The organism is Asaia sp. Ae19-3, assembly GCF_059801175.1.
In genome coordinates, this window is the sequence record NZ_JBCHWF010000001.1 from 885,945 (window position 1) to 911,801 (window position 25,857).

Genomic DNA, 25,857 nt, shown 5'->3' on the forward strand with positions numbered 1-25,857 from the left:
CAAAGGCAGGACGATCTCTCGTCTTGCTGTAGCTGTTCCTGTCCTTCTGGCTTTTCTCGTGTCGCTCATGCTCCAGAGTCTTGCGCGCCCTGACGAAACGCCCCGATCGGAAATTGTGCGTCTGATCGGCGTCGACATTGCCGCCCCGGGAGTGGTGACCACGGGCATGGCCGAGAATATGACCGGTTGCGATGAGGCGGGCATGGTCATGCCAGCCGAGCCCAAGGGCCACAGCACCGGGCATCATCATGATTCAGCCTGCGCTCTTTGTCCGCTTTTGCAGCTCGGGTTTTTCATTCTCGCCATCGCGCTGATTGTCGCTTTCGCGCGTAGCCTGAAGCTGAGTCAGCTTGTCACCCTTCCGCCATGCCGTGCGCCACCCGGTCTGAGATGGGTCATGCCGCCTGCCCAGGCACCCCCTCTAACCTGATTGCTTGCAAGCGCCCCTGTTTTCCGGCTTCGCGAAAGGCGAATGCAGGAAGGCAGCGGCTTGTCTCGTTTTCGATCAGGATAATCTTGTCATGACTCTGCCCCGTTCTGGCAGGTCGCTCCGTCATGCGCGCCTCGCGCTTGGATGCACCTCAGTTCTCGCCCTCATCATCGCCTTCGATGCCCACGCTGCGACCGATACAAAACAGGTTCTCGCGCCTGAAGAAGACGGCAAGGTGGAATATCTCCGGGTCGAAGGCATACGCCGCACGGCCATTCACTCTGCTGATACAGCGGTCTTGCTTAAAGGGTCGCTGGGCTACAGCATGTATTCGGCGGGCGGCGTATCAGCGCTCCCGGTGCTCAATGGCATGGCGGATGATCGTGTTGCGACCATCGTTGATGGCATGCATATCGCTTCGGCGTGTCCCAATCACATGAACCCGGCGATGTCCTATATCGACCCCGACAGCGTCTCGACGGCTGAGGCCATTGCGGGCGTCACTCCGGTCAGTATCGGTGGCGACAGCACGGGCGGCACCGTCAAGGTCGAGCGCCGCGACCCGCTTTTTGCAAAGAGCGGCAAGATACTCGTGACCGGTCATGTCAGGGGTGATTATCGCAGCAATGCTGGCGGCTCGGGTGCCTCGGGCACTGTCACGGTTGCCAATGACATGTTCAGCATCCGCTATACAGGCTCTTATGCCCATGCCAGCAATTATCATACAGGCGGAGACGGCCGTCAGGTACGCTCCACCAGCTATCTTTCCTATAATCATGCTGTTACGGCAGGGTTGAAGAAGGACAATCATCTGCTGGCGCTGACCTTTGGTCAGCAGGACATTCCTTATGAGGGATTTCCCAACCAGTATATGGATATGACGAATAACCGCTCGACCTTCGTCAACGGCAAGTATCGTGGCGAATTCAACTGGGCCACTCTCGACGTACGCGGCTTCTGGCAGCGCGTTGACCATGTCATGAACATGATGAGCGACAAGGGTGGCCATAGCGCCACGACCGGCATGCCCATGAACACCGATGCCCGCACGGCGGGATATGCCATCGATCTGACCATACCGCTCTCGACGCGTCACAATGTCAAGATCGGTAGTGGCTATGACCATAACGGTCTCAATGACTGGTGGCCGCCACTGGCCAACAGCATGATGATGGGGCCCAATACCTTTCACAATATCAATAACGGGCATCGCGACCGTCTGGGTCATTATATCGAGTGGAACGCACAATGGACGCGGCGTTTTTCGACACAGCTCGGCCTGCGCAATGACCTGATCATGATGAATACGGGCAAGGTCGCGCCCTATTCCTGGATGGGCATGATGCAGATGGCCGATATCATGGCTGCCAGGCGTTTCAATGCCGCATCACGTGGCCGCACGGACACCAATTTCGACGTTACGGCGACTGGGCGGTGGCATGCGCTCGACAGCTTGATGATCGAGGGCGGTTATGCCCGCAAGACACGGTCTCCCAATCTGTACGAACGCTATGCCTGGGGACGGGGCGCAATGGCCATGCGCATGATCGGCTGGTTCGGCGATGGGAACGGCTATGTCGGCAATCTTAATTTGCGCCCGGAAATCGCGAACACGGCCAGCCTTACGGTGACGTGGCATGACCCCAGGGGGGACGGATGGAACCTCAAGCTCCAGCCAATCTATACTTATACTGAGGGTTACATTAACGTCATGCGTATCGGCTCCCTGAGCAAAGGCCTGTCGATGCTGCAATTCGTCAATCATAACGCGCAGAGCTATGGGCTGAACGGCTCGGGCCAGTATCGTTTGTGGGATACGGAGCGTTTCGGCCAGGGCAAGATCGTGAGCACCTTCAGCTGGGTACGAGGGCAGGATCTCGAAACGCATTCCGGCCTCTATCACCAAATGCCGGTCAATGGCACGGTCGGCCTGCGGGAGACCTGGCAGAACCTCACCGGCCGTGTCGATGTGACGCTTGTGAAAAAGAAATCGACGGTAGACTGGCTGCGGAACGAGCCTCGGACTCCCGGCTACGCCCTACTCGGCCTTGGGGCGAGCTATCGCTGGCACAAACTCACGCTCGATGGCAGCATCGAGAACGTGACAAACCAGAAATATTACCTGCCGCTCGGTGGCCTTTCACTTGGCGATTACAAGCAGACCGGCGTTCTGGGGCCGCTGGCCGGGCTCGGTCGGTCGTTTAATCTCAGCCTGACTGCAGCCTTCTGACATCGACCGACTGACGGGGCCGGTACCGTCTTCAATCGGGGTTTTTGGTCGAGCGCCCTGACCTCAGGCAAGGGACGTGATTTAAACGAGGGGGCAGGATGGAATCTGTCTTTCCAGTCAAAATCGCGTCATACCCGGGTTGGCCATCGATGCGTAATCGGCTATCGCCACAATCCGGGTCGGCGCTTCTCTCTTCGGGTGAGGGATCGGCTATGCAAATTAAAAGGCGCGTTCTTCTCTCGGTGCAGCCTCCGTCATTTACGCATGGCGGCATGGCCTTCGCAAAGCGCAAGCATGAAGGACTGCCCAAGATGAGGGAAAGTGATGTCAGTCCTGTCTAACGAGCAAGGTCACACGGTCGTGGTCGAGCAACGTATGCCCGTTCATGCGATGCTTCTTCTTGCCATGGCGGCATTTGTCACGTTGCTGACTGAGATCACGCCTGCCGGTTTGTTGTCATCCATTTCGAGCGGATTACGGGTGCCGCAAGCCGTCGGTGGGCAGTTCATCACGGCTTTTGCCCTTGGAGCGCTGTCTGCGGCCTTGCCCTCGACCGCCTTCACCCATCGCATGGCACGCAAGAAATTACTGCTGACGGGGCTGACAGGATTCGCTCTGGTGAATTTTGGCAATGCGTTCGTCAGTAGCTTTCCCCTCTCCCTGTGCATCCGTTTCATCGCGGGATGTTGCGGCGGGCTGATCTGGGCGATGTTTGCCGGATACGCGACGCGTCTCGCCCCTGACGGGCAAAAGGGACGTGCCATTGCCCTTGCCGGCTCAGGCGTTACGCTGGCCCTGGTGCTTGGAGCGCCGCTGAGTGCCTTTCTTGGGCATGTTATCGGATGGCGTGGGACATTCACTGCCCTGGGCGGTTTATCATTTATTCTTATTGTCTGGTCGGCTCTTGTCCTGCCCGATGCGCCGGGAAGTCAAGGCGAGGTCAGTTTCAGCATTGTGCGAACCGTGCGGCTGCCCGGTGTCCTGGCGAACCTGGCTGTTATCTTCAGCTTCGTCGCCGCTCACAGCCTGCTCTATGTCTATATAGAGCCACTTCTAGGCCCTTCGGGGCTTGGCGGATGGATCGATGCACTTCTGCTGTTATTCGGTGCGGCTTCCGTGGTCGGGCTCTTCGTCACCGGCGTATTGATCGATCGTCACATGGCTTCACTGACCTCGGCCAGTATCGTCCTTTTTGCCTGCGCGAGCCTTATTCTCGGGCTGGCGCTTGCTCATCCTCTCCCGGTCTGTCTAGCTATCGTTCTCTGGGGGCTGACAACGGGCGGTTTTGCGGCGCTGTCCCAGAACGCCATGGCTCACGTAAGCGGTACGTCGCTCGATGCGGCGCAGGCGATGGCGACCACCGCCTGGAATCTGGCCGTTTCTCTCGGCGGCCTGCTGGGTGGCATAGCTCTGACCCATGCCACGATTGGGATCCTGCCTCTGATGGCAATTACGCTCCTGCTGGTTGGTCTGGTGACCTTCGTGAGAGGGCTGCGGCCTCTGATCGGGTAACCGCGGGCCAGAAGGCGACTTCAGAGGTGCTTCATGGGCGTGATGTGCAGGCGCCGTTTTTTCGTTGCCCGAACGCTCAGGCCGATAATAGAGGCGACAATTACAGTCGCCGCAACGCTGAGCGCGAGGGACTGCATGTCAGTCATGGCGTAATGTTCGTGTATCGGGCCCCACCATCTCATTGTGCGATCTCCCTTTCCTTAGGATCTGTCGGCGAACCGGCTTTTATCTGGCTCTTCAAGGCCCTCGATGATGGGCCGATCCACTCGACACCGTTACGATGCGCCCTGAATCCATTCCGATCAATACTTCAAAAATGTAAATAAATTCACAAAATACAAAATTGATATAGATCAAAACTGAATAATGGAGAATTTTATCTAAGAAACTGATTTATGTTTATTCATAACGTCAGAGTGTGATCTTTCCAGGTGGGAAAGCCTTTACGCGCGCGCATATTTCCTCCCCTTGGTGCAGGCTCGACCCAAGGGAGTAGTGCGATCAATAAAAGAAACAAATATACGAAGGTATAGTGATCGAAACCAAAGAGAATATGGTGGACTGTGGTCACGTCTATTACGACCACCCTCACAGGAGGGCCGAAACATGCAGTTTCACTCAAAACATCCCGCTCGGTACCATTTCACCGTCCCTTTTTATTATTCGAGTGGGTTCTTCGGATGGCCTTCGGGGTTGATCCTGTTCTTGTGCGCGGCCTTATCGAGTACGGCATCGGCTACCTCGGCAGACGCCGTGCGCGCCAAATCCAAGGCGACAGAGCATTCGTCACGCGCTCAAGGGGTAACGAAGAAACCCATCCACCCGACGAAAGTCGCACGACCCGACGCTGTCGAGACGATCCGGGTCGACAGAGAGGCGCATCGAACTGTGCGCGCGAATGGGTCCCTCCTGACGCCTTCGGACTGGCGCGGCGTTCTGAGCGGGTCAAACCCGCTTGCGCTTCTCTCCCAGGTGCCCGGTGTGTCCTATACGGCATCAGACGCCTATGGCCTGGATGAATCCGATGCGAGCCTATTCCTGCGCGGCTTTCACATGAACGAGCTTGGGGTAATGTTCGAAAATATTCCGCTCAATGAGACGAGTTTCGGAACCCTTAATGGCACGAACGTGCTCAATATCAGTGTTCCGGACACGATCGGGTCGATTTACGTGTCGCCGGGTACTGCGCGGGAAAATCTGTTTTCGAACAGTAATAATGGCGGGGAAATCAGATACACGCTGCTGGCACCGAGCCAGAAACGCTCCCTTTCGGTCAATCAGGGCGCGGGTAGTAACAATACGCTCGTCACCACGATCGTTGGCCAGACGGGCCAGATCGGCGCGAATGGCCCCAAGGTGATGGCTGGTTTTCAGCGCATCAGCAAAGACAAGTACCAGGGTTTCGGCAGCCAGTACATGATGCGCGGTAATATCAAGGCAACGCAGGATCTGAGCTGGGGCTCGCTCACCGGGTTTTTCTCGGCGTCTTCAGCGCGTATCTGGGGGTATAACGATGTCTCGCATGAGATGCTCGATCGGCTCGGCTGGCGCGGGTCTGATTACAGCTATCCGGACTACGCGGCGGCCTACCATGCAGCGCTCCCTGAAAACGCTGACAAAATGTGCGGTGCCTATAGCTGTGCTGAGCGCGCAGCACTTACGCCCTATGATAGCGGTCAGGTCTCGCGCGACTTTATCGGCTCTCTCGCCCATGAATTTCGTATCACTCCAAGACTAAGCGGTAAGGCTGTGTTCTATGGAGCGAGCACCTATACCGATGCGAGCGTCTCGGACCCGACAACCCCTTCAGAGACGGGCGCACCGTTTTCAGAGCAGGTCTGGCACTCGGCGGTGCAGCGCTTCGGTGGATCGTTCGAGCTGAATTATCGCGTTGCGCGTCACACAGTGTCGGCTGGCCTCTGGGAGGAAGCCGCTTCTTCGGACGCGCATCAGGCGTGGTACAATGAGCCTCTTTTAGGCACTGGCGCACCTTTGAAAGCAGTCGGCCCCTTCACGGTCTATGGACCGGCCTTTCAGATGGCCAATCTCTCAACCTGGCACACGCGGTCGCAGCAGATCTTTCTTCGTGACGACTGGAAGCTTTCCGACGCGCTGACCGTGAGTGCGGGTTTCAAGGCTGTCAATTTCGTCTCTGACGGAGGGGGCACGGGGTTCGATGATGCGCCACGAGGCCGTCTGCGCTCGCAGGCAGGGTTTCTGCCCCATCTTTCCGCTCTCTGGCGTTATAATGGGCATGACGATCTGTTTATCGATGCTGCCCAGACGCAAAGCGCCTATCGTCTCTCACCAAGAGGCAATATCGGCTATTCGGCTTCCATCTGGTCGGCATCGGATCAGGCGAGTTTCGATGAGGCCCTCGGTCGCATCGCGCCCGAACGCGACACGACCGTAACGTTGGGCGGTCATATCCGTCGACACTGGCTGTCGCTGTCATGGGACGCGTATTTCAGCCAGATAGAAAACCGCCTCGTATCGGCCTCCGTCGGCACCTTGCATAGCCCGGTCAATACAGTAGGCATCGTGCGGGCATCGCATATATGGGGCGGGGACCTTGCCGCGAGTCTGCCCATCGGAGAGCATTTCACTCTGCGTCAGTCTCTTTCTGTCAGTCGCTTTCGCTATGGCGGCGATCTTACCATCGATGGTGAGACATTTGGGCTGAGAGGCAAAGCGCAGCCGGGCTATCCCGAACTGAGCCTGCAGACGAGTGCGCTGCTCCACATGTCGAGGCTGGAAATCGGGGCGACGAATATCGTCTATCTGAAGCGGCCTTTCTCCTACACTAATGACATTATGGGGCCGAATTACTGGAACATGACGGCTTATGCATCGTGGAAATTCGAGCGTCATGGGGCCTTGCCGCCTATCACTGCGCGGTTCGATGTCTATAATCTGATGAACAGCAAGATGATCGGCAATCTGAATGTCGACGGGGCGCCGTTCTCGGGAGACTATCAGACCATGCAGCGTTCGGCCCCTCGTCAAATGGTCATCAGTCTCGGAACCCGGTTCTGAGGAGGGCAGTATGAAGGATCAGCACGTCATTCGTTATCTTCATCCTTTCTGTCTGTTGATCATCATTGTCGCAATTTTTGTGGCCGACACCCTGACCCATTATGAAGTCGCGATGCCGGTGCTTTATACGGTCGTGATCCTCTACGCCGCCCTTGTCATAAGGCGCGGCGCGATCGGTCTGCTTACCCTTGTCTGTCTGGCCCTTACCGGGGTCAGCTTCGCCTTTACGGTGCGGGGTAACGTGCCAAGCGGGCTGATCAATCTCGGCTTGAGCACCGCGGCGATCGTCATCACCGCCTGGCTTGCGCTCAGGATGTTGCAGGCCAGGGATATTGCCCTGCGTACCCAGGAACGCCTGACCCGCGTTACCACCGCCCAAACGCTCAGTGGGCTCACAACCTCTATCGTGCATGAGCTGAACCAGCCCCTGGCTGCTGTCACGATGAGCAGTCAGGCCTGCAAGCGCTGGCTCTCGCTTGCCCCTCCCGATTTCGAGCGGGCGCGCAATGCGCTGGCGCGTATCGAAGCCGATGCCACTCGCGCTGCCGCCATTCTGACGCGTATGCGTGCCCTGACCAAAGGCGGAACGCCAGAGGCGCAGCGTTTTTCACTGGGGCAGGCGATCGGCGAGGTGGTGCAGATGATACGCCACCGGCTGGACCAGCACGGCATTTTCTATCGCTTCATCGAGATGCACGAGCCGGTTCTCGCCTATGCCGATCCTGTGCAGATCCAGCAGGTCACGGGCAATCTTCTCGCGAATGCCATCGAGGCCATCGTCGGCACGAAGCAGTCAGGGGGGCTCATAGAAGTGCGGATCTGGTACGAGGAGGGTCATGCCTGCTGTCGGATCGAGGATAACGGCGCGGGTATTCCCCCAAACCTTGCTTCACATCTGTTCGAGGCATTCTGGACGAGCAAGGAAGAAGGCACCGGGATCGGTCTGGCCATCAGTCGCAATCTGGTCGAGGCCAATAAGGGGCAGATCTGGGTGATGCAGGATCAGAAAAAAGGAACGGCTTTCTGTTACCGCATTCCGGCGGCGACACTCCCGGAACGTGAGGGCGAGGGCAGGGAGGTCAGAGGCGGCCCATGAGCAATCAACTCGTTACACCGCAGAACCGAGCCCGTATTCACGTTGTGGACGATGATGCTTCGATCCGTCATGCGCTCGAAGATCTCCTGATGTCAGTCGGATATGACGTCTGCTGTTTTTCCGATGCTGATTCCTTTCTCCGTGCGGCGCCTTGGTCCGGCCCAAGCGTTCTGGTTCTGGATATCCGAATGCCGGGACTATCGGGAATGGATTTTCACCGCCGCCTCAAGGAGCGCGGTAGTTTGACACCCGTGATATTCATTACCGGGCATGGCGATATCGCCATGGGTGTCGAGGCCATGAAAAACGGTGCGATCGAATTTCTGACCAAACCCTTTCGCGATATCGACTTGCTGGATGCCATTCATCGCGGACTGATAATGGATGAGACAAGATTGAGCCGTCAGCAGGAAAACGAAGCGCTTATCGGCCGGTGGGCACTTCTGACCGAAGGAGAACGCGCCGTCGCCATGCGTGTGGTCGCAGGGCTGCTGAACAAGCAGACCGCCGCCGAGCTGGGACTAAGCGAGATCACGGTCAAGGTGCGACGGTCCAATCTGATGCGGAAAATGGAGGCGGGCAGCCTGCCAGAACTGGTTAGACAACTCGACCGGCTCAAGGAACACCTTGATCTATCTCGGTCGGGCGTCGTCCAGTCCGAACGGACAGGTTGAATCGAAAAGGGCGCCTGAGAGCGCCCCTTCCTGCAATACAGACCGGATGAAACATCCATCCGGAAGCGGTTTTCAGTTCTTCGGCCAACCGCTGAGAACGCCGTCCTTGACCGATTGCGGCAGCGGGACGTAGTCGAGCTTGACCGCGTCAGGGTTGCCATTCTTCAGTGCGTAGCTGAAGAAATCCTTCACGGCCTTGCCCTGAGCCGCATCCTTCGGGTCGGTCGGGACCAGAACGAAGGTGGCGCTCATGATCGGCCAGGCATTGGCGCCTGCGATGTCGAGCAGATCAACGGCATAACGGTCAGCATGTGCCCAGTCGGCATGGGCAGCAGACGCGGCGAACGACGCGGCATTCGGCGCGATATAGGCGCCGTCATGGTCGCGCAGCTGGGCCATGTTCAGATGATTGCGGCTCGCATAGGCGTATTCGACATAGCCGATACCACCCTCTGATTCCTTGACCCCTGCGGCAACGCCATCATTGCCGCGTGCGCCTGCGCCGCCAGCCCAGGCGATCGACGTACCTGCGCCGAACTTGCCCTTCCATGCGGCCGAAACCTTGGAGAGGTAAGAGGTAAACACGAAGCTCGTGCCCGATGCGTCGGCGCGGTGAATGGGCGCAACATCCGAGTCAGGCAGCTTCAGGCCTGGGTTCAGGGCAGCAATACGCGGGTCATTCCAGGTGGAAATCGTGCCGTCATACAGGCCGGCGATGGTCGGGCCGTCGAGCTTCAGCTTGCCCGGGGCGATGCCAGGCACGTTGACGATCACGACAATGCCGCCCATGACGGTCGGGAACTGATAGAGCTTGTTGCTGTCGAGCTTGGCAGCTTCCATTGGCTTGTCCGACGCGCCGAAATCGACCGTGCGCGCGATAGCCTGGTTCTGTCCGGCGCCCGAACCGACGCTCTGATAATTGACGGAGGTGCCAATGGCTTTCTGCGCCGTCTCACCCCAGGCGCCATAAATCGGCGCGGCGAAGCTCGACCCGGCCCCGGTGATGGTGGCTGCGTGCGAAACGCCGCAGCTCAGAGCCAGGGAGAGGGAGAGAGCACCGAAAATACGGGAAAGCTGCATTGTATGACCTCAATAGATCTAGATGACGGCTCGTTCTATCGGCGCCAGCAACAAGAAGATACAGATATAAGATGATAGTTTTATGAAATGCCCACCCCTCGGAGGCCACCCGTGACTTGCCCTTTTTCTTGACCATATCTGACGGGGAGGGTAGGGCCGGAACGACAAACGCCCCTCCGGAGAGGGGCGCTTTCTTAGGCATTGGGACAGACTTCAGAAGGTGACGCCAGTCTCGAAATCGAGGAGAAGGGCATTCTTGTAGCGGTTCGTCCCACCAGGATGCCAGATATACTGCAGGCCCGGTCGCACAGTCAGCCATTGTGTCGGACGCCATCCATAGTTGAGTTCGCCAGCATGTTCACCGCTCGGCTTCAGCAATCCATTATCGGCGCCTTGCTGGACCTGTAGCGCGCCGACATAGGCGCCCAGCTTGGGATTGACGAAGTTGAACTTCCCACCAAGGCTGATTGTGTCGTTCGGTCGGTTCCAGAACGTACCTTTACGCACGATACCCCAGGTAATGAAGTAAGGCGCAATAGCCGTGCGTGGGTCACCCCAAGTGAAAGACATGAACGCCACTGTCGAGCGCGACGAGTCACTCTTGTCGCGCTGAAGCATCTGGTCGGCCATGAACCAGCCGCCGTAACGGCCTCGTACCTTCTCGATGGGCAGATTGCCCAAAGCAGCATTCGACAACTCGAAACCTGCGAGCTGAGCATAGACATTATTGACTTCGGACGTATCCCAGTAACCGCCAAATTTCACGTTGGTGGGTAGGCGCCCTTTGCTGTCAGTGCCACCGAAATGATAGCCGATCTGGAAGGGAAGATAGGCGCCTGTCGAGTTATGCAGTCCTAGCTTCCAGGCGTAGCCTGTGTTCGAGATGGTGGGGTCGACGTTATAGATTCCTGCCGACACCAGCATCCGCTCGTTACCAAACGGATAAAGCTTGAGAAAAGCGCCTGGATGGGCTGTCGGATAGTAGCCATAGCCCGAATTACTTGCGAGCGCCTGAGGCATGCCGCAGATGGCGTTCGATTCAAACTGGCAATAGAGACTCATGCCCCAATGCATGGTCGACTGACCGAAATCGTTTTCGGTATTGATCCAGCCAATCTCGGTATCGGCATACCGGCTCCACTGCATTTCCCACGAAAGCCGTGTGAAACGGATCGTCTCGCCAGAACCGAAGATCTGCTGCGGGCTGTTGAGTGTAGGGATTTTCTGGCCGATGCCGAGACCAGCACGCTCGGTCAGCAGGACGTGGAACATGCCGTAGTTATGGCCAGTAAGCTGCGCGAAATTGACGTCAGCGCCGATACCGACTTCGTGAGCGTAACGAACTGCCTGTGTCTTGCCGCCAACAGGGTTGCCGGCACTGTCCTGCAGATAATGGCCCTGGGGCGTGATGCCCATATTCTGCAACCGTGTACGCAATCCGCCCCAGTCTCCCGTCATGGTCGGCTGTTTGAGCCAGTCGGAGAAGCTTTTTGGAAACAGGGCCTCATTGCCAGGAACGGGGATATAGGGGTGACGCACCGTGCCCAGCGTAGGCTGAGAGCGGTCATATGGGCTGCCGAAAAGGCTCGCCGGGCTATCTTTGTTCGGGCCAGAAGAATTGGTCGTTGTTGAGATTTTCTCGACCGGGTCGAGCATCGCAGCGGTCTCGTTACTTGAGCTCGTCTGCAGGCTCTTTGTCTGGGCATGTGCCTGAATGCTGAGGAAGAAGCTCCCCAGAACGGTTCCGGCAGCCCAGAGAGAACGTAGCCCCCCGGTTCTTGAAACAGGCATGTTCGTTCACACTCTTTAGGTCAGATTGTTGGCCCCCTGAGTGGCCGATTGGCCTCGTCCTATCAATATTTCATTCTATGACAAGCGGATTGACATTCCCGCACCAAAACCCACGATTTGGGAAAGTCACCGTGATTTTTCCGCAACACTTCTGTGGGAAGTATTTTACCTGCAAAGTTAACGGATTCTTGCGATATATTCAAACTATATAAACAATTCTCATTTGTATCTTGCGTATTCTTATTCGGTCTTCCAATAAATCAGGTCTATAATTTGTGCCGATTTCAACCATGCGCGAGGGCTGGGTAAAAGGTCATCAATGGAATGACATTGAGGCGCGGTCACGCCCGATCGTGAATGATCGGGGTGCCGTTGGCCGAGCCTGGAGAATCGCTATCGCTGCAGAGCGTATTTCGGTCAATCGCGCCTTCCGGGGTCGCCGTGCGGTCGCAGCCGCCATGGCGCGTCACTCGCTAAGATTTTTCCGGAAGGCGGCAGAACTTCTCGTAGCGAGTGAATAAGGAAGGCTCTACCTGCTGGTTTCAGAACCAGCTTCTGATGCCAAATGTCAGGCGCAGATTGCCCGCGCTGTCGTTTCGCTCGCGGGCGAACCGGCGCGCCTGTTGCAGGGCGCCGTCATAGGTCATGGCGACATAGGGGGCGAATTTGCGCCATATCTCATAACGCAGCCTGAGCCCTGTATCGATTTCGGAGAGTCCGGCGCCGTTGCCACGTGCCTTGTCCTGTTTCGAATAGAGGTTCAGCTCGACCTGCGGTTGCAGGATCAGGCGGTTGGTGATCGGGATATCGTAGGATCCCTCGAACCGACCGGCAAAACGGCCACGATCGCTCACATAGGCCGTGGCCTGCACTTCAAACTGATAGAGCGCCAGCCCCTGTATGCCGAACGCCCCCCAGGTGCGGGTGGGGCCGCTATCCAGATCCACTCGTACACCGCCCTGAACGTCGAAATAGGTCGAGACTGAGCGGCTGTAGAGAAGCTCCTGATCACCGTCGCTCATGCGTCCCTTTGTCAGCGTGCCCTCTGATCGCAGCCAGAGACGGTTGTAATCACCACCCACCCAGGCTTCGCCGTCCCAGCGAAAACTCGAGTTCTGTCCGGCCACGCGTCCCTCGAACTGGTTGAGCAGGCCATGAACCCAGACACCCTGATCCATCACGGGCATGATGCCATCTATATAGCTGGGCATGGACTGCATGGCGCTTGTCGAGGCGGATTCCGCTCGCGCCTGTGAGACACCAGCAAGAGACAGGGCAGCAAAGAGGGCAGGGCGTATCAGGTGCTTCATGACACCACCACCGTTCTGAACATGCCAAGATGCATATGGTAGATAAGATGACAGTGAAGCGCCCACATGCCTGGCGTATCTGCCGTGACGAGATAGCTCAGCTTCGAGCCCGGCTGCGAAATGATGGTGTGCTTGTTGGGGCGCAGATCGCCCTGGCCGTTTTCAAGCTCGCTCCAGAACCCGTGGAGATGGATCGGATGCTCCATCATCGTGTCATTGATAAGCGTTATCCTCACCCGCTCGTTAAGCGCGAGATGGATCGGCCCCGCCTCTGAGAACTTTCTGGCATCGAAGCCCCAGATATACCGCATCATATTACCCGTCAGATGCAGAATGATCTCCCGGCTGGGCGGGCGCAGATCGGGAGCAGGTCTGAGGGCCCGCAGCATGGCATAGCTCAGCACCTTTCGCCCATTCTGCTCCAGCCCGTCGCCGGGTTCTGCCAGACGATCAACCGGGTTTGTCGCAACGTTCTGGTTCTCAACGTTTTTCGGCGGTGACCCGGGGTCATCCACGACGAGGGTTGGTATCGCGACGGACGGTGTTTCAGGGGTTGACGGCGCGGTTTGGGGTGATGTCATGCCGCTCATGCCGCTCATGCCGCTCATGCCGCTCATGCCGCTCATGCCGCTCATGCCGCTCATGCCGCTCATGCCGCTCATGCCGCTCATGCGACCCATACCCATATCCACCATGCTTCGAACCGGGCGCGGGTCCATGGGCGGAACAGGGCCTGCCATACCCTTTTGTGGGGCAAGCGTGCCACGAGCGAAGCCGGTGCGATCTTCAGACTGGGCGAAAATCGTCCAGGCCCTGCCATCTGTCGGCTGCACGATCACATCATAGGTCTCGGCTGGAGCAATGCGAAACTCCTCCACCCTAACAGGCTCGACGGCCTGCCCGTCGGCCGCAATGACATCGAATGACAGGCCGGGAATGCGGAAATCGAACAGGGTCATGGCTGAGGCATTGATGACCCGCAACCGGATACGCTCGCCCGGCGTAAACACGCCCGTCCAGTTGGCGTCGGGCGACTGCCCGTTGATCAGATAGGTATAGATCACGCCGCTGACATCGGAGATGTCGGTGGCGGACATGCGCATACGCGACCACATCAGCCGATTATTGATGGCACTGCCCAGCCCGCTCTCGCGCGCTTCGTGGAAAAGCGAGGCTACGGTGCGCTGGCGGAAATTATAGTAATCGTCCTGCTGCTTGAGATTGCTGATGATGTCATGCGGGGCGACGTCGCTCCAGTCAGAAAGCACCATCACATAGTCGCGGTCAGGATGACGAAGCGGCGCGCCCTTTGGGTCGATCACGAGGGCGCCGAATAACCCCTGAGCCTCCTGCATGCCGGAGTGGCTGTGATACCAGTAAGTGCCTGACTGCCTTACCGGGAAGCGATAGGTGAAAGATCCTTTCGCAGGCACACCGGCGAAACTGACGCCAGGGACACCATCCATATCGGCGGGGAGGCGTATACCGTGCCAGTGGATTGAGGTCGGTGCATCAAGCCGGTTGATGACATCGAGAACCATGTCATCGCCCTCGCGCCAGCGCAGGGTTGGCGCTGGCACGCTGCCATTCACCGTAAAGCCGCGGCCGGTTTTCCTTCCGATTGTCCACGGGCAGGTATCGATTGTGAGTGCATAGCGAGACGCGGCGGCAGGCGGGATCGCAGACGCATCGGTCGTAGCCGAAAGAGGCGTATCGGGTTGCAGTTTTGTGCAGGCAGCAAGGCCAAGGCCAGTCAGCCCCGTGACGAATTGTCGACGGGAAAAACCGGCCCCTGCGCGGGGACGAGTAATCATGAAACAAGACCTGAGCGAATGAAATATGGCCTGGCAGGACGCACGCGGCGTCGCTGTCAGAACGAAGTCAAGGCGTCAGGAAACTCTCGGTGGCCTCAGATCAGGCGGTGCCCTGCGTCCTGAAAGGGCAGGGGGAAGAACCGGTTCGAACCGCGCTGCGTAGATCAGACGCGGCGTTGAAAGCGTGCCACTTACAGGGGCATCGAAGCTGGAGATGCAGGAGGAGCTCGGAAGGCAGCTTCCGCAGGCATGGCCATGCTCATGACCGGGCACTGGAGCCTCATGATGGCCGCTGCATTCGGATTTGAAGGCAGCCGCAGAGAGGTCATGAGCAGGAGACATCGACGCGCAGCCGGTCTCACTTGCCTGCACAGGCGTGACGCCTCGCAGGACAAGAAAGACAATCATCAGGACGACGATCCAGAAAGGATGGCGCGGCTGGTTCATGAGCCTCATGATCTTAGTGAATTCGGCTCACTCTCTCAGAGGTGCGAGTTGATTGCAATGGGTTTGATGCCTAACTAAAGGCTCTGGTGACCGAACAGAGGAAAACATCATGAGTGACATATTGCATTTTCAGGTTGAAGGCATGTCCTGCGGTGGCTGTTCGAGCAAGCTCGAAAAGAACCTGGCCGAAATCCCCGGTGTGGAGGCAGTCAAGGCCAGCCATGAGACTGGCGCCGTAGACGTGACTCTTGGCGGCCAGTCCGTGCCGAGAAGCGCTATCGAGACGGTAATCGAGGAAACCGGTTTCGACGTGGTGCGGGGCTGAGACCGGATCCTTCCGGGGCTGGATCCGGACATACGGCCGGAAAAGTACTCTTTTTTCTTATCTGAAGCAGATCGGGGCTCCAGCTGATGTCTCTCCAGACCCTTGATCTTGAAGTGACGGGTATGAGCTGTGCCGCCTGTGCGGCACGGCTTGAGAAAGTGCTCAACCGTCAGACGGGTCTGGAGGCTGTCGTCAATTTTGCTTCCTCGCGTGCGGTCATCACGCGTGCGGAAGGGGCGCCCGATCTCTCGGCCATCGAAAAACTGGTGGAGAAGACAGGGTTCGGGCTCGCTCATAGCGAGGTAACGCTTTCGATTGGCGGCATGAGCTGCGCTGCCTGCTCTGCGCGTGTCGAGAAAATTCTCAATCGCCTTCCCGGCGTCACGGCCTCGGTCAATCTGGCCACGGAACAGGCGCTTGTTCGGGTGATCAACGGTGCCGCCGACGAGGCTGTGCTTATGCGCGCGATCGAGAAAGCCGGTTTTTCTGCTGCCCCGGTGCAGGAACAGACGCCTTCCCGAAAAGACGGATCGGAGCAGCGCCGTGCGGTGATCGATCTGGCGATTACGGCTCTGTTCTGCCTACCTTTTCTGATCGGGATGATTGGTATGGCGGTCGGGCGGCACGACCTTGTGCCCCTCTGGCTGCAAGGCATCTGTGCGTCTGTGGTGCAGATCTATTCTGCGCGCCATTTCTACCGCAGTGCCTGGCATGCGCTACGCACAGGCTCTGCCAATATGAATGTACTGGTTTGCCTGGGCACAAGCATTGCCTATGGGTTCAGCGTGATCGTCACCGTCTTTGATATCGATTTGCCTGTCTATTTCGAGGCGAGCGCTTTTGTAATCCTGCTCGTTTCTGTCGGCCGTCTTCTTGAAGCACGTGCGCGGCACAGGGCGGCAGCCGGTCTTGAGGCCCTGCTGACCCTCAAGCCTGAGACGGCCAATCGCGTCGAGGAAGACAGAATCATTGTCTGCCCGGTTGCGTCGCTACGTTTGGGAGATGTCTTTCTTCTACGCCCCGGCGAGGCCGTTCCGGTTGATGGCGAGGTCATTGATGGAGAGACGGAAATCAATGAATCCATGCTTACAGGAGAGGCAAATCCGGTTCTGCGCCGCAGCGGCGATACGATCTATGCCGGAACGCTGAATACAACCGGTATCCTGCGCGCACGGGCGACTTCTCTTGGCGCTGACACGGCGTTGGCACGCATAGTCGCTCTGGTATCACGAGCGCAGGGTTCCAAGGCGCCGATACAGAGACTGGCCGATCGGGTATCGGCGGTTTTCGTCCCGACGATCATCGTGATCGCTCTCCTGACCTTTTTCATTGGCTGGGCTGTGACGGGCAGCATGAGCTGGAGCCTGGTCTCCGCAATCTCAGTTCTCGTTATTGCCTGCCCTTGCTCACTCGGTCTTGCGACACCCACTGCGCTCATGGTCGGCACAGGAAAGGCGGCATCGGTCGGGATCCTTTTTCGCAATGCCGAGGCTTTGGAGCGTGCCTGCCGTCTTACTGTGCTGGCATTTGACAAGACGGGCACCATCACGCTTGGCGAGCCTTGCGTTCATGACATTCTTCCGTCTGCAGATATGACGGCTGAGGCTCTCCTTACGCTTGCAGCGGCGCTTGAGGTCAACTCCGAACACCCGCTTGGCCGTGCGATCGTTGCCGAAGCGAAGGCGAGGGGGCTGGACCGTCCCATGAGTTTCGAACGCTTCCGCGCTGTTCCGGGAAAAGGGATTGAGGCCTGGCTCGGAGAAGATCGCTATCTCATCGGCACGAACGGTTATCTCGTGTCAGAGGAAGTCGTGGGTGCGAGTGAGATTGTGCCGGAAAGTGCGGCAACGCAGGCCTTTGTGGCACGAAACGGCTCCTGCCTTGGCGTGATCACCCTGACAGACCGGATACGCCCTGAAGCGGGAGCAATCATGGACTGGCTTCACGAAAGCAATATCCGCTCCGTAATGCTGACGGGAGACAGTCAGGTTATGGCTGAGACGATTGCCAAAGAGGTCGGTATCGATCAGATCTTGGCCTCGCTCAGGCCAGAGGGCAAGGTTGCAGCCATCGAAGCATTACGTGGCCCGGGGCAGGTTATTGGTATGACCGGAGACGGCATCAATGATGCTCCGGCACTGGCAGCGGCCGATATCAGCATCGCTATCGGATCGGGTTCAGCCGCAGCGCTCGAGACCGCCGATCTGGTGCTGATGAGTGCCGATCTGCGCGCCATACAGGATGCGCTTTCGCTTTCGCGTGCGACTGTAAGAAAGATAAAGCAGAATCTCGGTTTTGCTTTCGGTTATAATCTGGCGGCCATTCCGCTTGCTGCCTGTGGCTTTCTGAGCCCCGCGATTGCTGGTGGTGCCATGGCGCTTAGCTCCGTCTCGGTTGTGACGAATTCGCTGCTGCTCAATCGGTGGCGGTCGCAACGTATGCTGACCAGATCGTCGCGCGGTATATAAAAGACCTCCAGCCGGCAATTGGGCGTGCCGCCCTTTCTCAGTGCCGATGGACGTAGAACCCCACGACGATAGCGCCGACTTCGATCAGGAAGGCGCATAGAAACATGAGGCTTGCAAGCCTTGTCTTCGGGTTTTTGCGCGCATCGAATGGATAGGGTTTGTTGGTCAGCGCCCATGACAGCGTTCCAAGCCACCCTGCAAAGGTGAGCCCTGTCACAAGATTGCAGACAAATAGCTGGCGCAGGTAGGACCGTCGTAGCACTGCGGCGACAAGGCTTGGCAGCAGGAAGAATACAATTCCAAAAGCACCGGCCCAAGCATAGATCTTCATAGGTCACCGCATTCTGTAGGCAATTTGAGTCTCCGTCGGCGTTAATGTTACGATAATAAAACATACAAGCTGAGTAAAGCCGGTAATTATCGCAGGGTGATTTCGGCGTTCATCCGGGGGCGTAATTTCTGAGAGTGTGCCGCCACTATTTGACTATTATCCGGCCGTTCAACGCCTAAGACACCAGCCTGCGTCGCTCTTACCGCGGACAGGGAAGAGACAGCTTTGTCAGGTGGACCGCGCTGCAGATCGTGCTCTGTGTGAGCGGGCAGCAGGCACTGTTAACTAATGTTGCGCGCTTACAACATGATTGTTGCATTATTGCGTTTCTTTTCGATTTCGTAACCCTGACCGTTGCATGTCATATGGTGTTTCTGCAACGAAACCGTACCGAAATATTGTTTCTCCTCTCTTCTTGGGTGACTCTCTGTATGAAGTGCCATTCGATCCTCGCAAGGGTTCTCGGTGCCACCGTTCTCACGTCGTCGTGGTGCGGCGTTACTGCAGCAATTGCTGCAACTCCGGCGCATAAACACGCCACCCATCGCGCCGCCAGCAGCGTGAAACCTGCGGTCAAGCAGAGTGTGGTAGCGACTGACGGCAGCCGTGCAGCCATTCCGACGGCTGCGCCTGCCGCCAAGCCGGCTAGCCGCGCACGCGTGCTCTCCACCGCCATGACCGACGGCGGTAACGAGAATATCGTCGTTACAGGCTCGATGCTCCGCAGCTCGAACAACCAGAACGCCAACCCGGTGCAGATCGTCACGGCCAAGCAGATCCAGCAGACCGCTGCAACCACCCTCGGTGACTATCTGCAGCGTCTGCCGTCCATCGGAAATTCCGGCGCCTCCAACACCCAGACCAATGGCTTCGGCGGTGTGTCCTGCACGGATATCCGTAACCTGAGCTCGAAGCGCGTTCTTGTCCTGATTGACGGCAAGCGCGTGGCCCAGGATCCGGGCGCGGCTTGCGTCGATCTCAACACGATCCCGATCGAGCAGATCGCGAGTGTCGAAATTCTCAAGGATGGCGGCTCGGAGCTTTACGGCGCTGACGCGGTTTCGGGCGTGGTTAATATCAAGCTGCGTCATGATCTGACGACCGGCGGCATTACGATCCGCGGTGGCATTACCGATCAGGGCGATTCACGTACGGGTCTGATCTCGGCCTATAAGGGCTGGAACTTCGACCACGACAAGGGCAACATCACTCTGGCGGGTCAGTATCTGAGTCAGGGTCCCGTGATGCAGCGTGATCGCGACTGGTCGCGCCTTGTCCAGGCATCCAATGACCCCGGCGTGGCCCCCATCTATGGTTCTGGTTACGCAGCGAATACGCGCGTTTTGAGTGGCCCGGGTGCCGGTCTGATCTCGAATAACGATGGGTCGACCTTCTCGAAATACACGGCGGCAAACCGGTACAATTACGGCAATAACCAGAGCCTGACGAACTACGTGCAGAACTCGGTTCTTTCCGGCGATGCGCATTACAAATTCAGCGACCATTTCAATCTCTATGCCAATGTGCGCTATGCGCATAAGACGGCTGCTGCGTCGCTGGCTCCGTCGCCGGTCGCTGGCTCTATCTATCCGTCGCAGCTTTCCAATCCGCTCACCCTTCCTGCCGCAGCGCCCTACAATCCGTTTGGCGTCGATACAATCGTGCAGAAGCGCTATACTGATCTCGGCGACCGCCGACAGGAATATGCGACCGACAATCTGCAGATCACCGGTGGCATGAACGGTCTGATCACCCATAACTGGTATTACGATGCCTCGATGGGCTACGGGGTGAGCCAGGCACGCTACGACACCAATAACATGGGCAATTATCGCCATATTCTCCAGGAATATGGCATTCGACAGACGGACCCGACCGACGCAAGCAGTGCTGTGGTCTATGATCCGTCGGTCTGCCAGGCTGCCGCCGGTTGCACGCTTCAGAGCCCGTTTGCCCCTATGTCGCAGCAGGGCGCGTCTTACGCCAAATTCAACCAGCACGATCATTCACAGTATATGATCCGCGATTTCAATCTGCGCGTGAACAACGACAAGGTCGTCAAAATGCCTTACCAGCATGGTGGCGATCTGGGTCTGGCGTTCGGTCTTGAACACCGTAGCGAGCAGTTGAGCTATTCACCCGATCCGCTTGCCGTCAATGGTGACACGACCGGCAACACCCAGTCCTATACAGGTGGTGGTTTCAACGCGACCGAGATTTATGGCGAGGCCAAGCTGCCGCTGTTGCGCGATGCATTTCTTGCCAAGGATCTGACCGTCGACGCCCAGGGCCGCTGGTCGCATTACAACACCTTTGGCAACACCCAGAACTGGAAGGTCGGCATCAACTGGGCGCCGATCCGCGATATCCGCTTCCGTGCGACGCTCGGTACCTCCTATCGCCAGCCCAACGTCTATGAGCTCTACCAGGGCCAGTCTCTGGGCTATGCAGCGGCAAACGATCCCTGCTCGGGAGCGACCAGCCCGACTGTCGTCGCCAACTGCATGAAGCAGGGAATCAACCCGGCCACGTTCGAGGTGGCTAACTCGGGGCAGGTGCCTTCCATCAGCGGCGGCAACAAGAATCTGCGCCCTGAGACGGGACGTACCTATACCGTCGGTACGGTCATTACGCCGCGCTGGATCCCCAATCTGTCAGCATCGGTTGAATACTGGCATTACACGATCAAGAACGCGATCAGTGCCGTCTCCGCCCAGTATGTCCTTGATTCCTGCTATAGTGGTTCAGCGCCGCAATATTGCGCCGATATCGTGCGGTCGTCCAACCAGCAGATCAACTACGTCAACACGCTCTACGACAATCTGGGTGGTCTCAAGACGTCTGGTATCGATTTCGACCTAGACTATCGTTTCCGCATCAATCATGCGAACACGCTGACCCTGTCGAACAATCTGCAGCAGATTGTTTCCTATCTTCAGCAGAACGAACCGGGCGGATCGTGGTATAACTATGCCGGGCGCCTGTTCTTCCAGGGGTCGTCAGCAGTTGGCATGCCGAACGGTATCCCGCGCGTCACCAACTACACGACCGCGTCCTGGCAGCATAATGCGTTCACCTTCACCTACATGCTTCACTATACCGGTGGCATGGTGTGGAACGACATGTCGGAAGACCTGACGCCGAAAACGGGTGGCCAGTGGCGTACGCCGGGAATCTTCACCCATGACGTGACGGTGAACTACCGTTGGAACAAGTGGAACTTTGAGGGCGGTGTAAACAACATCCTCGACAAGAACCCGCCCTTCGTTTTCGACACAGCAACGAACACCGCCAACGCAATCTATTCCAGCGCGATGATCGGCCGCTATGTGTTCCTTCAGGTCAATCGGACATTCTAAAGCACAAATGGCATCCTCTGACCGGTCACATCGGCCGGTCAGAAAGTCAGCCTCATACCCAACAACACGAGATCTCCTGACGAGATTTTCAGCGTGTAATAAGACTGAGGGTTAATACCCCACCCGCTGGTGTCAGTTTGACAGCGCAATCGTCAAAGCCCGGTGGCCCGTAGCTGACTTTGGGGTTACGTGAAAAACCGATGGGTTCTTTCGGGATCCCTATAAAGGACCGGTCGAGCTTCGCGTTACCATTGCGGTCCTGAAAGGCCTGCACCGCATAAACGCCCGGTGGAATATCTGCAAAGCTCACGCTCACCTTCTGAGCTACGGCTTTGGTCTCGGCATGGTAGCGGCAACTCGGTTTGAGAAACTCATCCTCTGTGCAGATAGCCACACGGATCTTACCACTATCATCGGGAACATTTTCGATGACTGTCGTCACTGGCCCCGCGAAAGCGGGCAAGGGCGCTAATACGCAGGTCAGGACGACACCAGTCAGCAGACGGCGAGAGAAAACAGGCTTATGTCTCATAAAGACGTCCTTTCCAGGTGACAGGGCGGCCAGTCATGTGGCGCAAACGCGCATGAAACTGGATCGAGAGCAGCAGGAGCGTCCCCAAGGGACTAAGCAACACGGTCAGGATGCCCTGACGGCAACGCAAGGCCACCAGCACTCTCAAGGCAATACTTGCTATGCGCGCTACCCATATCAAGGGACTAGCGCGGAGCAAAAAAGGCAGGATGTGCCCACCCGCCAGAAGCGCGGTCCATATCGGCAGAGAGACCGGGCCGGCGAGGCCCTCGACAGCATTCTTCATCAGCCCGGCATAGACCTGGCTTGCACTGCGATACATCCGGCAATGAGCGAGATCGGTTGCGTCAACCAGTCTGGTGCAAAAGCCGTGCTGGCGCAGCGAGCGCGCCAGAGCGAGGCCATCATGCAGGCGCGAACGGATCGCCTCGTGCCCGCCGGCTTCGCGATAGGCCTGTGCCTTAACCAGAACGAGCTGGCCACATGCGGCAGCGAGGCTTGCCGTTCGCCCCTTGTCGAGCGGCAGAGGCAGATAGCCGAAGAGCAGGACATTGATGAAGGGCAGGAGCAGCCATTCAAAAAAGGAATGCGTCTCCTGATGGGGCACGCCACTGACGAGAGAGATTGACCTCTGTTCATTGACCACCGTCATCAAGCGACGGACAGCTTCAGGAGCGAGGCGCACATCAGCATCGAGAAACAAAAGCCAGTCCTGGCGCGCATGACGGGCAAGCTGCGCGCAGGCGTGACTTTTACCACACCAGCCGGGGGGCAAGGGTTTGCCGGAGACGATCCTTATCCTCGGGTCTCCGACCTCCCTGGCCCTTGCGATCGTATCGTCAGACGAATTGTCGTCGAGCACGATGATCTCACGCACTAGGGACCCATTGGCGAGTACCGCTTCCAGCGCCTCTCTGATCTGACCGGCTTCATTGCGAGCCGGGATCAGGACGGAAACACCCTCGTCGGTCGAGGAAGTGGGATGAGGCGCGCGGGACAGGGCTCGCAGATTGAGCAATCCCAGAATGAAAGGGAGTACAGCAAAAGCGGCCAAGGCCGCTTCGGCCCGCAGACGTGTTTTGTTTTCAGCGTCGGGCATGGTTTGGCTCGTGACGGCGTTTGTGCAGCAATGCAACAAGACGCTGTATCAGGCTGTAAGGCCCACCCATGCCTGTTCGACCGTCCATGAGTGGTTTGAAGGCCTCGTCCTGCTTCCCGATAACCTGCTCCGCGAGTGCATCACAGGTTTGTTCGAGGTGCAGCGTGAGATCTGCAGTCAGAGCCTGAATGGTTTGCGCCTGGTACTGTACAGGCGTGCCGAAACGTATGGCGATATCCGGCCTGTTTTCCGTGCCGAAGGCATAGTCGAGCGCAACAGGCACAACCAGGGCTTCCGGGTTGCGCCTTATGATATGGGCGAGGCCGGGCTGTAGCCTGATCGGCCTTGCGCGGGCGTCGGTAAACGCTCCCTGAGCCGTTACCCAGAATGCCCCGCCCGTTTTCAGAATGAGGCTTGAGGCATCCAGTAACTGGCGCACCGAGCGCAAAGAGGATCCATCAAGCGGCAGAAACCCGGCTTTACGAAGCAGTGGATAGTTTTTCACGGCTTGGGCATCGATGGGACCAAAGCCGGGGCGGTTCGGCATGAAATGCTGCTGAATCACGGAGAAAAGGGCGGGGTCCCACCATGACGGATGATTGGCATAGAGAATAATGCCCTGTCCCGGCCGAAGCGGAGGGAAGTCACCGCTCCAGCGGACCCTGCTAAAGCTTCCCTTGACCCGGTAAAGCAGCGCACGGCCCACCCAGTATGCCAGAAATGGCGACCGACCGCTTACCCTTGCCGGATCAGACGGCGAGGGCAAGTGCGGGGTCCCTGCTTGCCTGGCGATCCTGGTCAAGACAATCTGCAGCGATCCATCCCGACATCAGCGCCATGGGCATGCCTGGCCCGGGATGGGCGCTTCCACCGGCCAGATACAGACCGGCGAGATTACGCGAGCGGTTGGCGGGCTTGAACCCGCCTTCCAGACGCCCATGACTGGCAAGGCCGTAGATCGCGCCCGCCTGCGGCGAGTATCGCAAGTGAATGTCCATGGGCGTGAGGTGGTGCTCGGTTACGATGCGGGATTCTAGATCCGGCATCCCCCCCGCTTTCTTGAGCTTGTCGAGAATGACCTTACGATAGCCCGGGAACATCTGGGTCCAGTTCTGGCCGGGGCGAAGATAGGGAGTATGCACCAATACATAGAGCGCTTCGCCACCCGGCGGCGCGGTATCGGGGTCGGTCCGGGCTGTAGCCGCCAGATAACAGGTCGGGTCCGGGGCAGGGCGACCGTGTTTGTAGATTGCATCGAATTCCTCTTCCGCATCGCGGGAGAAGACGAAGTTGTGATGGGCAAGATGGTCGTATCCGCGGTTGAGCCCGAGATAGAGCACGACGCCAGAGCAGGCGGGCTCGCGATGCTTCCACTGCCTCATGAAGCGGCGATAAGCCTGTGGTGCCACCTTGCGGTCGATCAGTTCGCGCATGGTGCGTACGCTGTCCATGTTGGAGATGACTGCGGATGCGTCCAGCGTTTCGCCGTCTTCCGTCACCACACCGGAAACCCTGTGTTCGTCATGCACGATGCGCGCCACACGGCAATTGGTTCGGAATTCGACCCCGTTTTCTTCCGCAAGACGTCTCAGCTCCTGCGGGACAGCACGAGTGCCGCCCATCGGATACCAGATTCCCTCGTCGACCTGCATATGGGCGATGCCTGTCAGCACCGCAGGTGCCTGAAGGGGGTTTGAACCGACATATTGCGTGAAATGGTCGAAGACCTGTACGGCCTGAGGGTTCGCAATGCGCTTGCGTATCTCGGCGCCCATCGTGGCATGCATCCGTAAAGCAAGCACGTCACGCATTGTGCCAGGAGACAGGGCTTCGCCGATCTTGAGCGTGTCTCTCAGACCGCCAACAGACTTCCAGAAAACGAAGCGGCGGGAAATATCATGCAGTTTTTCGCTCACGGCTAGCAGATCTTCATAGCCTTTGCCGTCACCTTCATGGCGCTTTTCGAGCTCAGCAGCCATACGCGTGACATCCTCGACCAGATCGAGCGGTGTCCCATCGTCGAAGAAACACCGCCATTGCGGATCGAGACGACGCAGATCGAGGCGCTCGTCGATGCGTAATCCGCTCTCGCCAAAAATGCGTTTCAGCACCGAAGGAAGGGTGAGAATGGTCGGCCCCATATCGAAGCGAAACCCGTCCTGGCGCCATTCAGCGGCCTTACCGCCCGTCCAGTCATTGGCCTCGCAGACAATGACCTTGTGTCCCCTCGCGCTGAGCGTGCAGGCCGCGGCAAGCCCGCCAAGCCCTGAGCCGATAATGATGATCGGTGCGGAAGAACTCGTCATGGTCGTATTCTCCGCTT

At 57.9% G+C, this 25,857-nt stretch carries 21 protein-coding genes; 10 read left to right on the forward strand and 11 right to left on the reverse strand.

Annotated elements, in window-relative coordinates; translation table 11 throughout:
* Positions 1-58: 58 nt before the first annotated feature.
* From AAID99_RS03835 to AAID99_RS03845, 3 genes are all read left to right on the forward strand, one after another.
* Entirely contained in the window at positions 59-430 is a 372-nt protein-coding gene (locus AAID99_RS03835) for a DUF2946 family protein (protein ID WP_498493190.1), read from the forward strand.
* Between the two features lie 91 nt (positions 431-521).
* Positions 522-2,660 (forward strand): TonB-dependent receptor, encoded by a 2,139-nt coding sequence (locus tag AAID99_RS03840; RefSeq protein ID WP_498493191.1) that lies wholly within the window; start codon positions 522-524, stop codon positions 2,658-2,660.
* Positions 2,661-2,984: 324 nt separating this feature from the next.
* Positions 2,985-4,172 (forward strand): MFS transporter, encoded by a 1,188-nt coding sequence (locus AAID99_RS03845; RefSeq protein WP_498493192.1) that lies wholly within the window; start codon positions 2,985-2,987, stop codon positions 4,170-4,172.
* A gap of 20 nt (positions 4,173-4,192) precedes the next feature.
* Here the strand turns inward: AAID99_RS03845 and AAID99_RS03850 are convergent, their stop codons facing one another.
* The gene (locus AAID99_RS03850) at positions 4,193-4,318 is read right to left on the reverse strand and encodes a hypothetical protein (protein ID WP_498493193.1); all 126 of its coding nucleotides are present in this window, start codon (positions 4,316-4,318) and stop codon (positions 4,193-4,195) included.
* Between the two features lie 607 nt (positions 4,319-4,925).
* Here AAID99_RS03850 and AAID99_RS03855 point away from each other — a divergent pair.
* Genes AAID99_RS03855 through AAID99_RS03865 form a run of 3 tightly spaced genes read left to right on the forward strand, consistent with a single transcriptional unit; the run spans position 4,926 to position 8,978 of the window.
* Positions 4,926-7,208: a TonB-dependent receptor gene (locus AAID99_RS03855; RefSeq protein WP_498493194.1), complete on the forward strand. Its 2,283-nt coding sequence runs from the start codon at positions 4,926-4,928 to the stop codon at positions 7,206-7,208.
* 10 nt (positions 7,209-7,218) lie between these two features.
* On the forward strand, positions 7,219-8,304 hold the full coding sequence (locus tag AAID99_RS03860) for a sensor histidine kinase (protein ID WP_498493195.1): 1,086 nt from the start codon (positions 7,219-7,221) through the stop codon (positions 8,302-8,304).
* Positions 8,301-8,978, forward strand: a complete 678-nt coding sequence (locus tag AAID99_RS03865) for a response regulator transcription factor (RefSeq protein WP_498493196.1) — start codon at positions 8,301-8,303, stop codon at positions 8,976-8,978. The genes AAID99_RS03860 and AAID99_RS03865 overlap by 4 nt, the downstream gene beginning before the upstream one ends.
* Before the next feature lie 72 nt (positions 8,979-9,050).
* Here AAID99_RS03865 and pstS read toward each other — a convergent pair whose 3' ends face one another.
* Positions 9,051-10,058 (reverse strand): phosphate ABC transporter substrate-binding protein PstS, encoded by a 1,008-nt coding sequence (pstS, locus tag AAID99_RS03870; protein WP_332349754.1) that lies wholly within the window; start codon positions 10,056-10,058, stop codon positions 9,051-9,053.
* Positions 10,059-10,271: 213 nt separating this feature from the next.
* Positions 10,272-11,849, reverse strand: coding sequence for a carbohydrate porin (locus AAID99_RS03875; protein ID WP_229719898.1), 1,578 nt, complete (start codon positions 11,847-11,849; stop codon positions 10,272-10,274).
* Between the two features lie 275 nt (positions 11,850-12,124).
* Between AAID99_RS03875 and AAID99_RS03880 the strand changes: the two genes are divergently transcribed.
* Positions 12,125-12,370 (forward strand): hypothetical protein, encoded by a 246-nt coding sequence (locus AAID99_RS03880; RefSeq protein WP_188427331.1) that lies wholly within the window; start codon positions 12,125-12,127, stop codon positions 12,368-12,370.
* A 21-nt stretch (positions 12,371-12,391) separates the two neighbouring features.
* Here AAID99_RS03880 and AAID99_RS03885 read toward each other — a convergent pair whose 3' ends face one another.
* The 3 genes from AAID99_RS03885 to AAID99_RS03895 all read right to left on the reverse strand — a co-directional run bounded on the left by AAID99_RS03885 (position 12,392) and on the right by AAID99_RS03895 (position 15,420).
* Positions 12,392-13,159, reverse strand: a complete 768-nt coding sequence (locus AAID99_RS03885; protein ID WP_188427332.1) for a copper resistance protein B — start codon at positions 13,157-13,159, stop codon at positions 12,392-12,394.
* A complete protein-coding gene (locus tag AAID99_RS03890; protein WP_498493197.1) occupies positions 13,156-14,973 on the reverse strand; it encodes a copper resistance system multicopper oxidase in 1,818 nt (605 codons plus the stop codon). The genes AAID99_RS03885 and AAID99_RS03890 overlap by 4 nt, the downstream gene beginning before the upstream one ends.
* Before the next feature lie 75 nt (positions 14,974-15,048).
* Positions 15,049-15,420, reverse strand: a complete 372-nt coding sequence (locus tag AAID99_RS03895) for a hypothetical protein (protein WP_188427335.1) — start codon at positions 15,418-15,420, stop codon at positions 15,049-15,051.
* Positions 15,421-15,529: 109 nt separating this feature from the next.
* On the opposite strand from AAID99_RS03895, the gene AAID99_RS03900 reads away from it, so the two are divergent.
* The gene (locus AAID99_RS03900; protein WP_188427336.1) at positions 15,530-15,745 is read left to right on the forward strand and encodes a heavy-metal-associated domain-containing protein; all 216 of its coding nucleotides are present in this window, start codon (positions 15,530-15,532) and stop codon (positions 15,743-15,745) included.
* A gap of 86 nt (positions 15,746-15,831) precedes the next feature.
* Positions 15,832-18,213, forward strand: a complete 2,382-nt coding sequence (locus tag AAID99_RS03905) for a heavy metal translocating P-type ATPase (RefSeq protein WP_498493198.1) — start codon at positions 15,832-15,834, stop codon at positions 18,211-18,213.
* A 37-nt stretch (positions 18,214-18,250) separates the two neighbouring features.
* Here the strand turns inward: AAID99_RS03905 and AAID99_RS03910 are convergent, their stop codons facing one another.
* Positions 18,251-18,544 carry a superinfection immunity protein gene (locus tag AAID99_RS03910; protein ID WP_498493199.1) on the reverse strand — a complete coding sequence of 98 codons (294 nt, stop codon included), beginning with the start codon at positions 18,542-18,544 and terminating at the stop codon, positions 18,251-18,253.
* A gap of 431 nt (positions 18,545-18,975) precedes the next feature.
* On the opposite strand from AAID99_RS03910, the gene AAID99_RS03915 reads away from it, so the two are divergent.
* Positions 18,976-21,903, forward strand: a complete 2,928-nt coding sequence (locus AAID99_RS03915; protein WP_188427339.1) for a TonB-dependent receptor domain-containing protein — start codon at positions 18,976-18,978, stop codon at positions 21,901-21,903.
* A gap of 88 nt (positions 21,904-21,991) precedes the next feature.
* Here AAID99_RS03915 and AAID99_RS03920 read toward each other — a convergent pair whose 3' ends face one another.
* The 4 genes from AAID99_RS03920 to AAID99_RS03935 are packed head-to-tail and all read right to left on the reverse strand — an operon-like array spanning position 21,992 to position 25,840.
* Positions 21,992-22,435 (reverse strand): DUF2141 domain-containing protein, encoded by a 444-nt coding sequence (locus AAID99_RS03920; RefSeq protein ID WP_188427340.1) that lies wholly within the window; start codon positions 22,433-22,435, stop codon positions 21,992-21,994.
* Positions 22,425-23,534 (reverse strand): glycosyltransferase family 2 protein, encoded by a 1,110-nt coding sequence (locus AAID99_RS03925; protein WP_188427341.1) that lies wholly within the window; start codon positions 23,532-23,534, stop codon positions 22,425-22,427. Before AAID99_RS03925 ends, AAID99_RS03920 begins: the two co-directional genes overlap by 11 nt.
* On the reverse strand, positions 23,521-24,300 hold the full coding sequence (locus tag AAID99_RS03930) for a lysophospholipid acyltransferase family protein (RefSeq protein ID WP_498493200.1): 780 nt from the start codon (positions 24,298-24,300) through the stop codon (positions 23,521-23,523). Before AAID99_RS03930 ends, AAID99_RS03925 begins: the two co-directional genes overlap by 14 nt.
* The gene (locus AAID99_RS03935) at positions 24,284-25,840 is read right to left on the reverse strand and encodes a phytoene desaturase family protein (RefSeq protein WP_498493201.1); all 1,557 of its coding nucleotides are present in this window, start codon (positions 25,838-25,840) and stop codon (positions 24,284-24,286) included. Before AAID99_RS03935 ends, AAID99_RS03930 begins: the two co-directional genes overlap by 17 nt.
* Between the last annotated feature and the right edge of the window lie 17 nt (positions 25,841-25,857).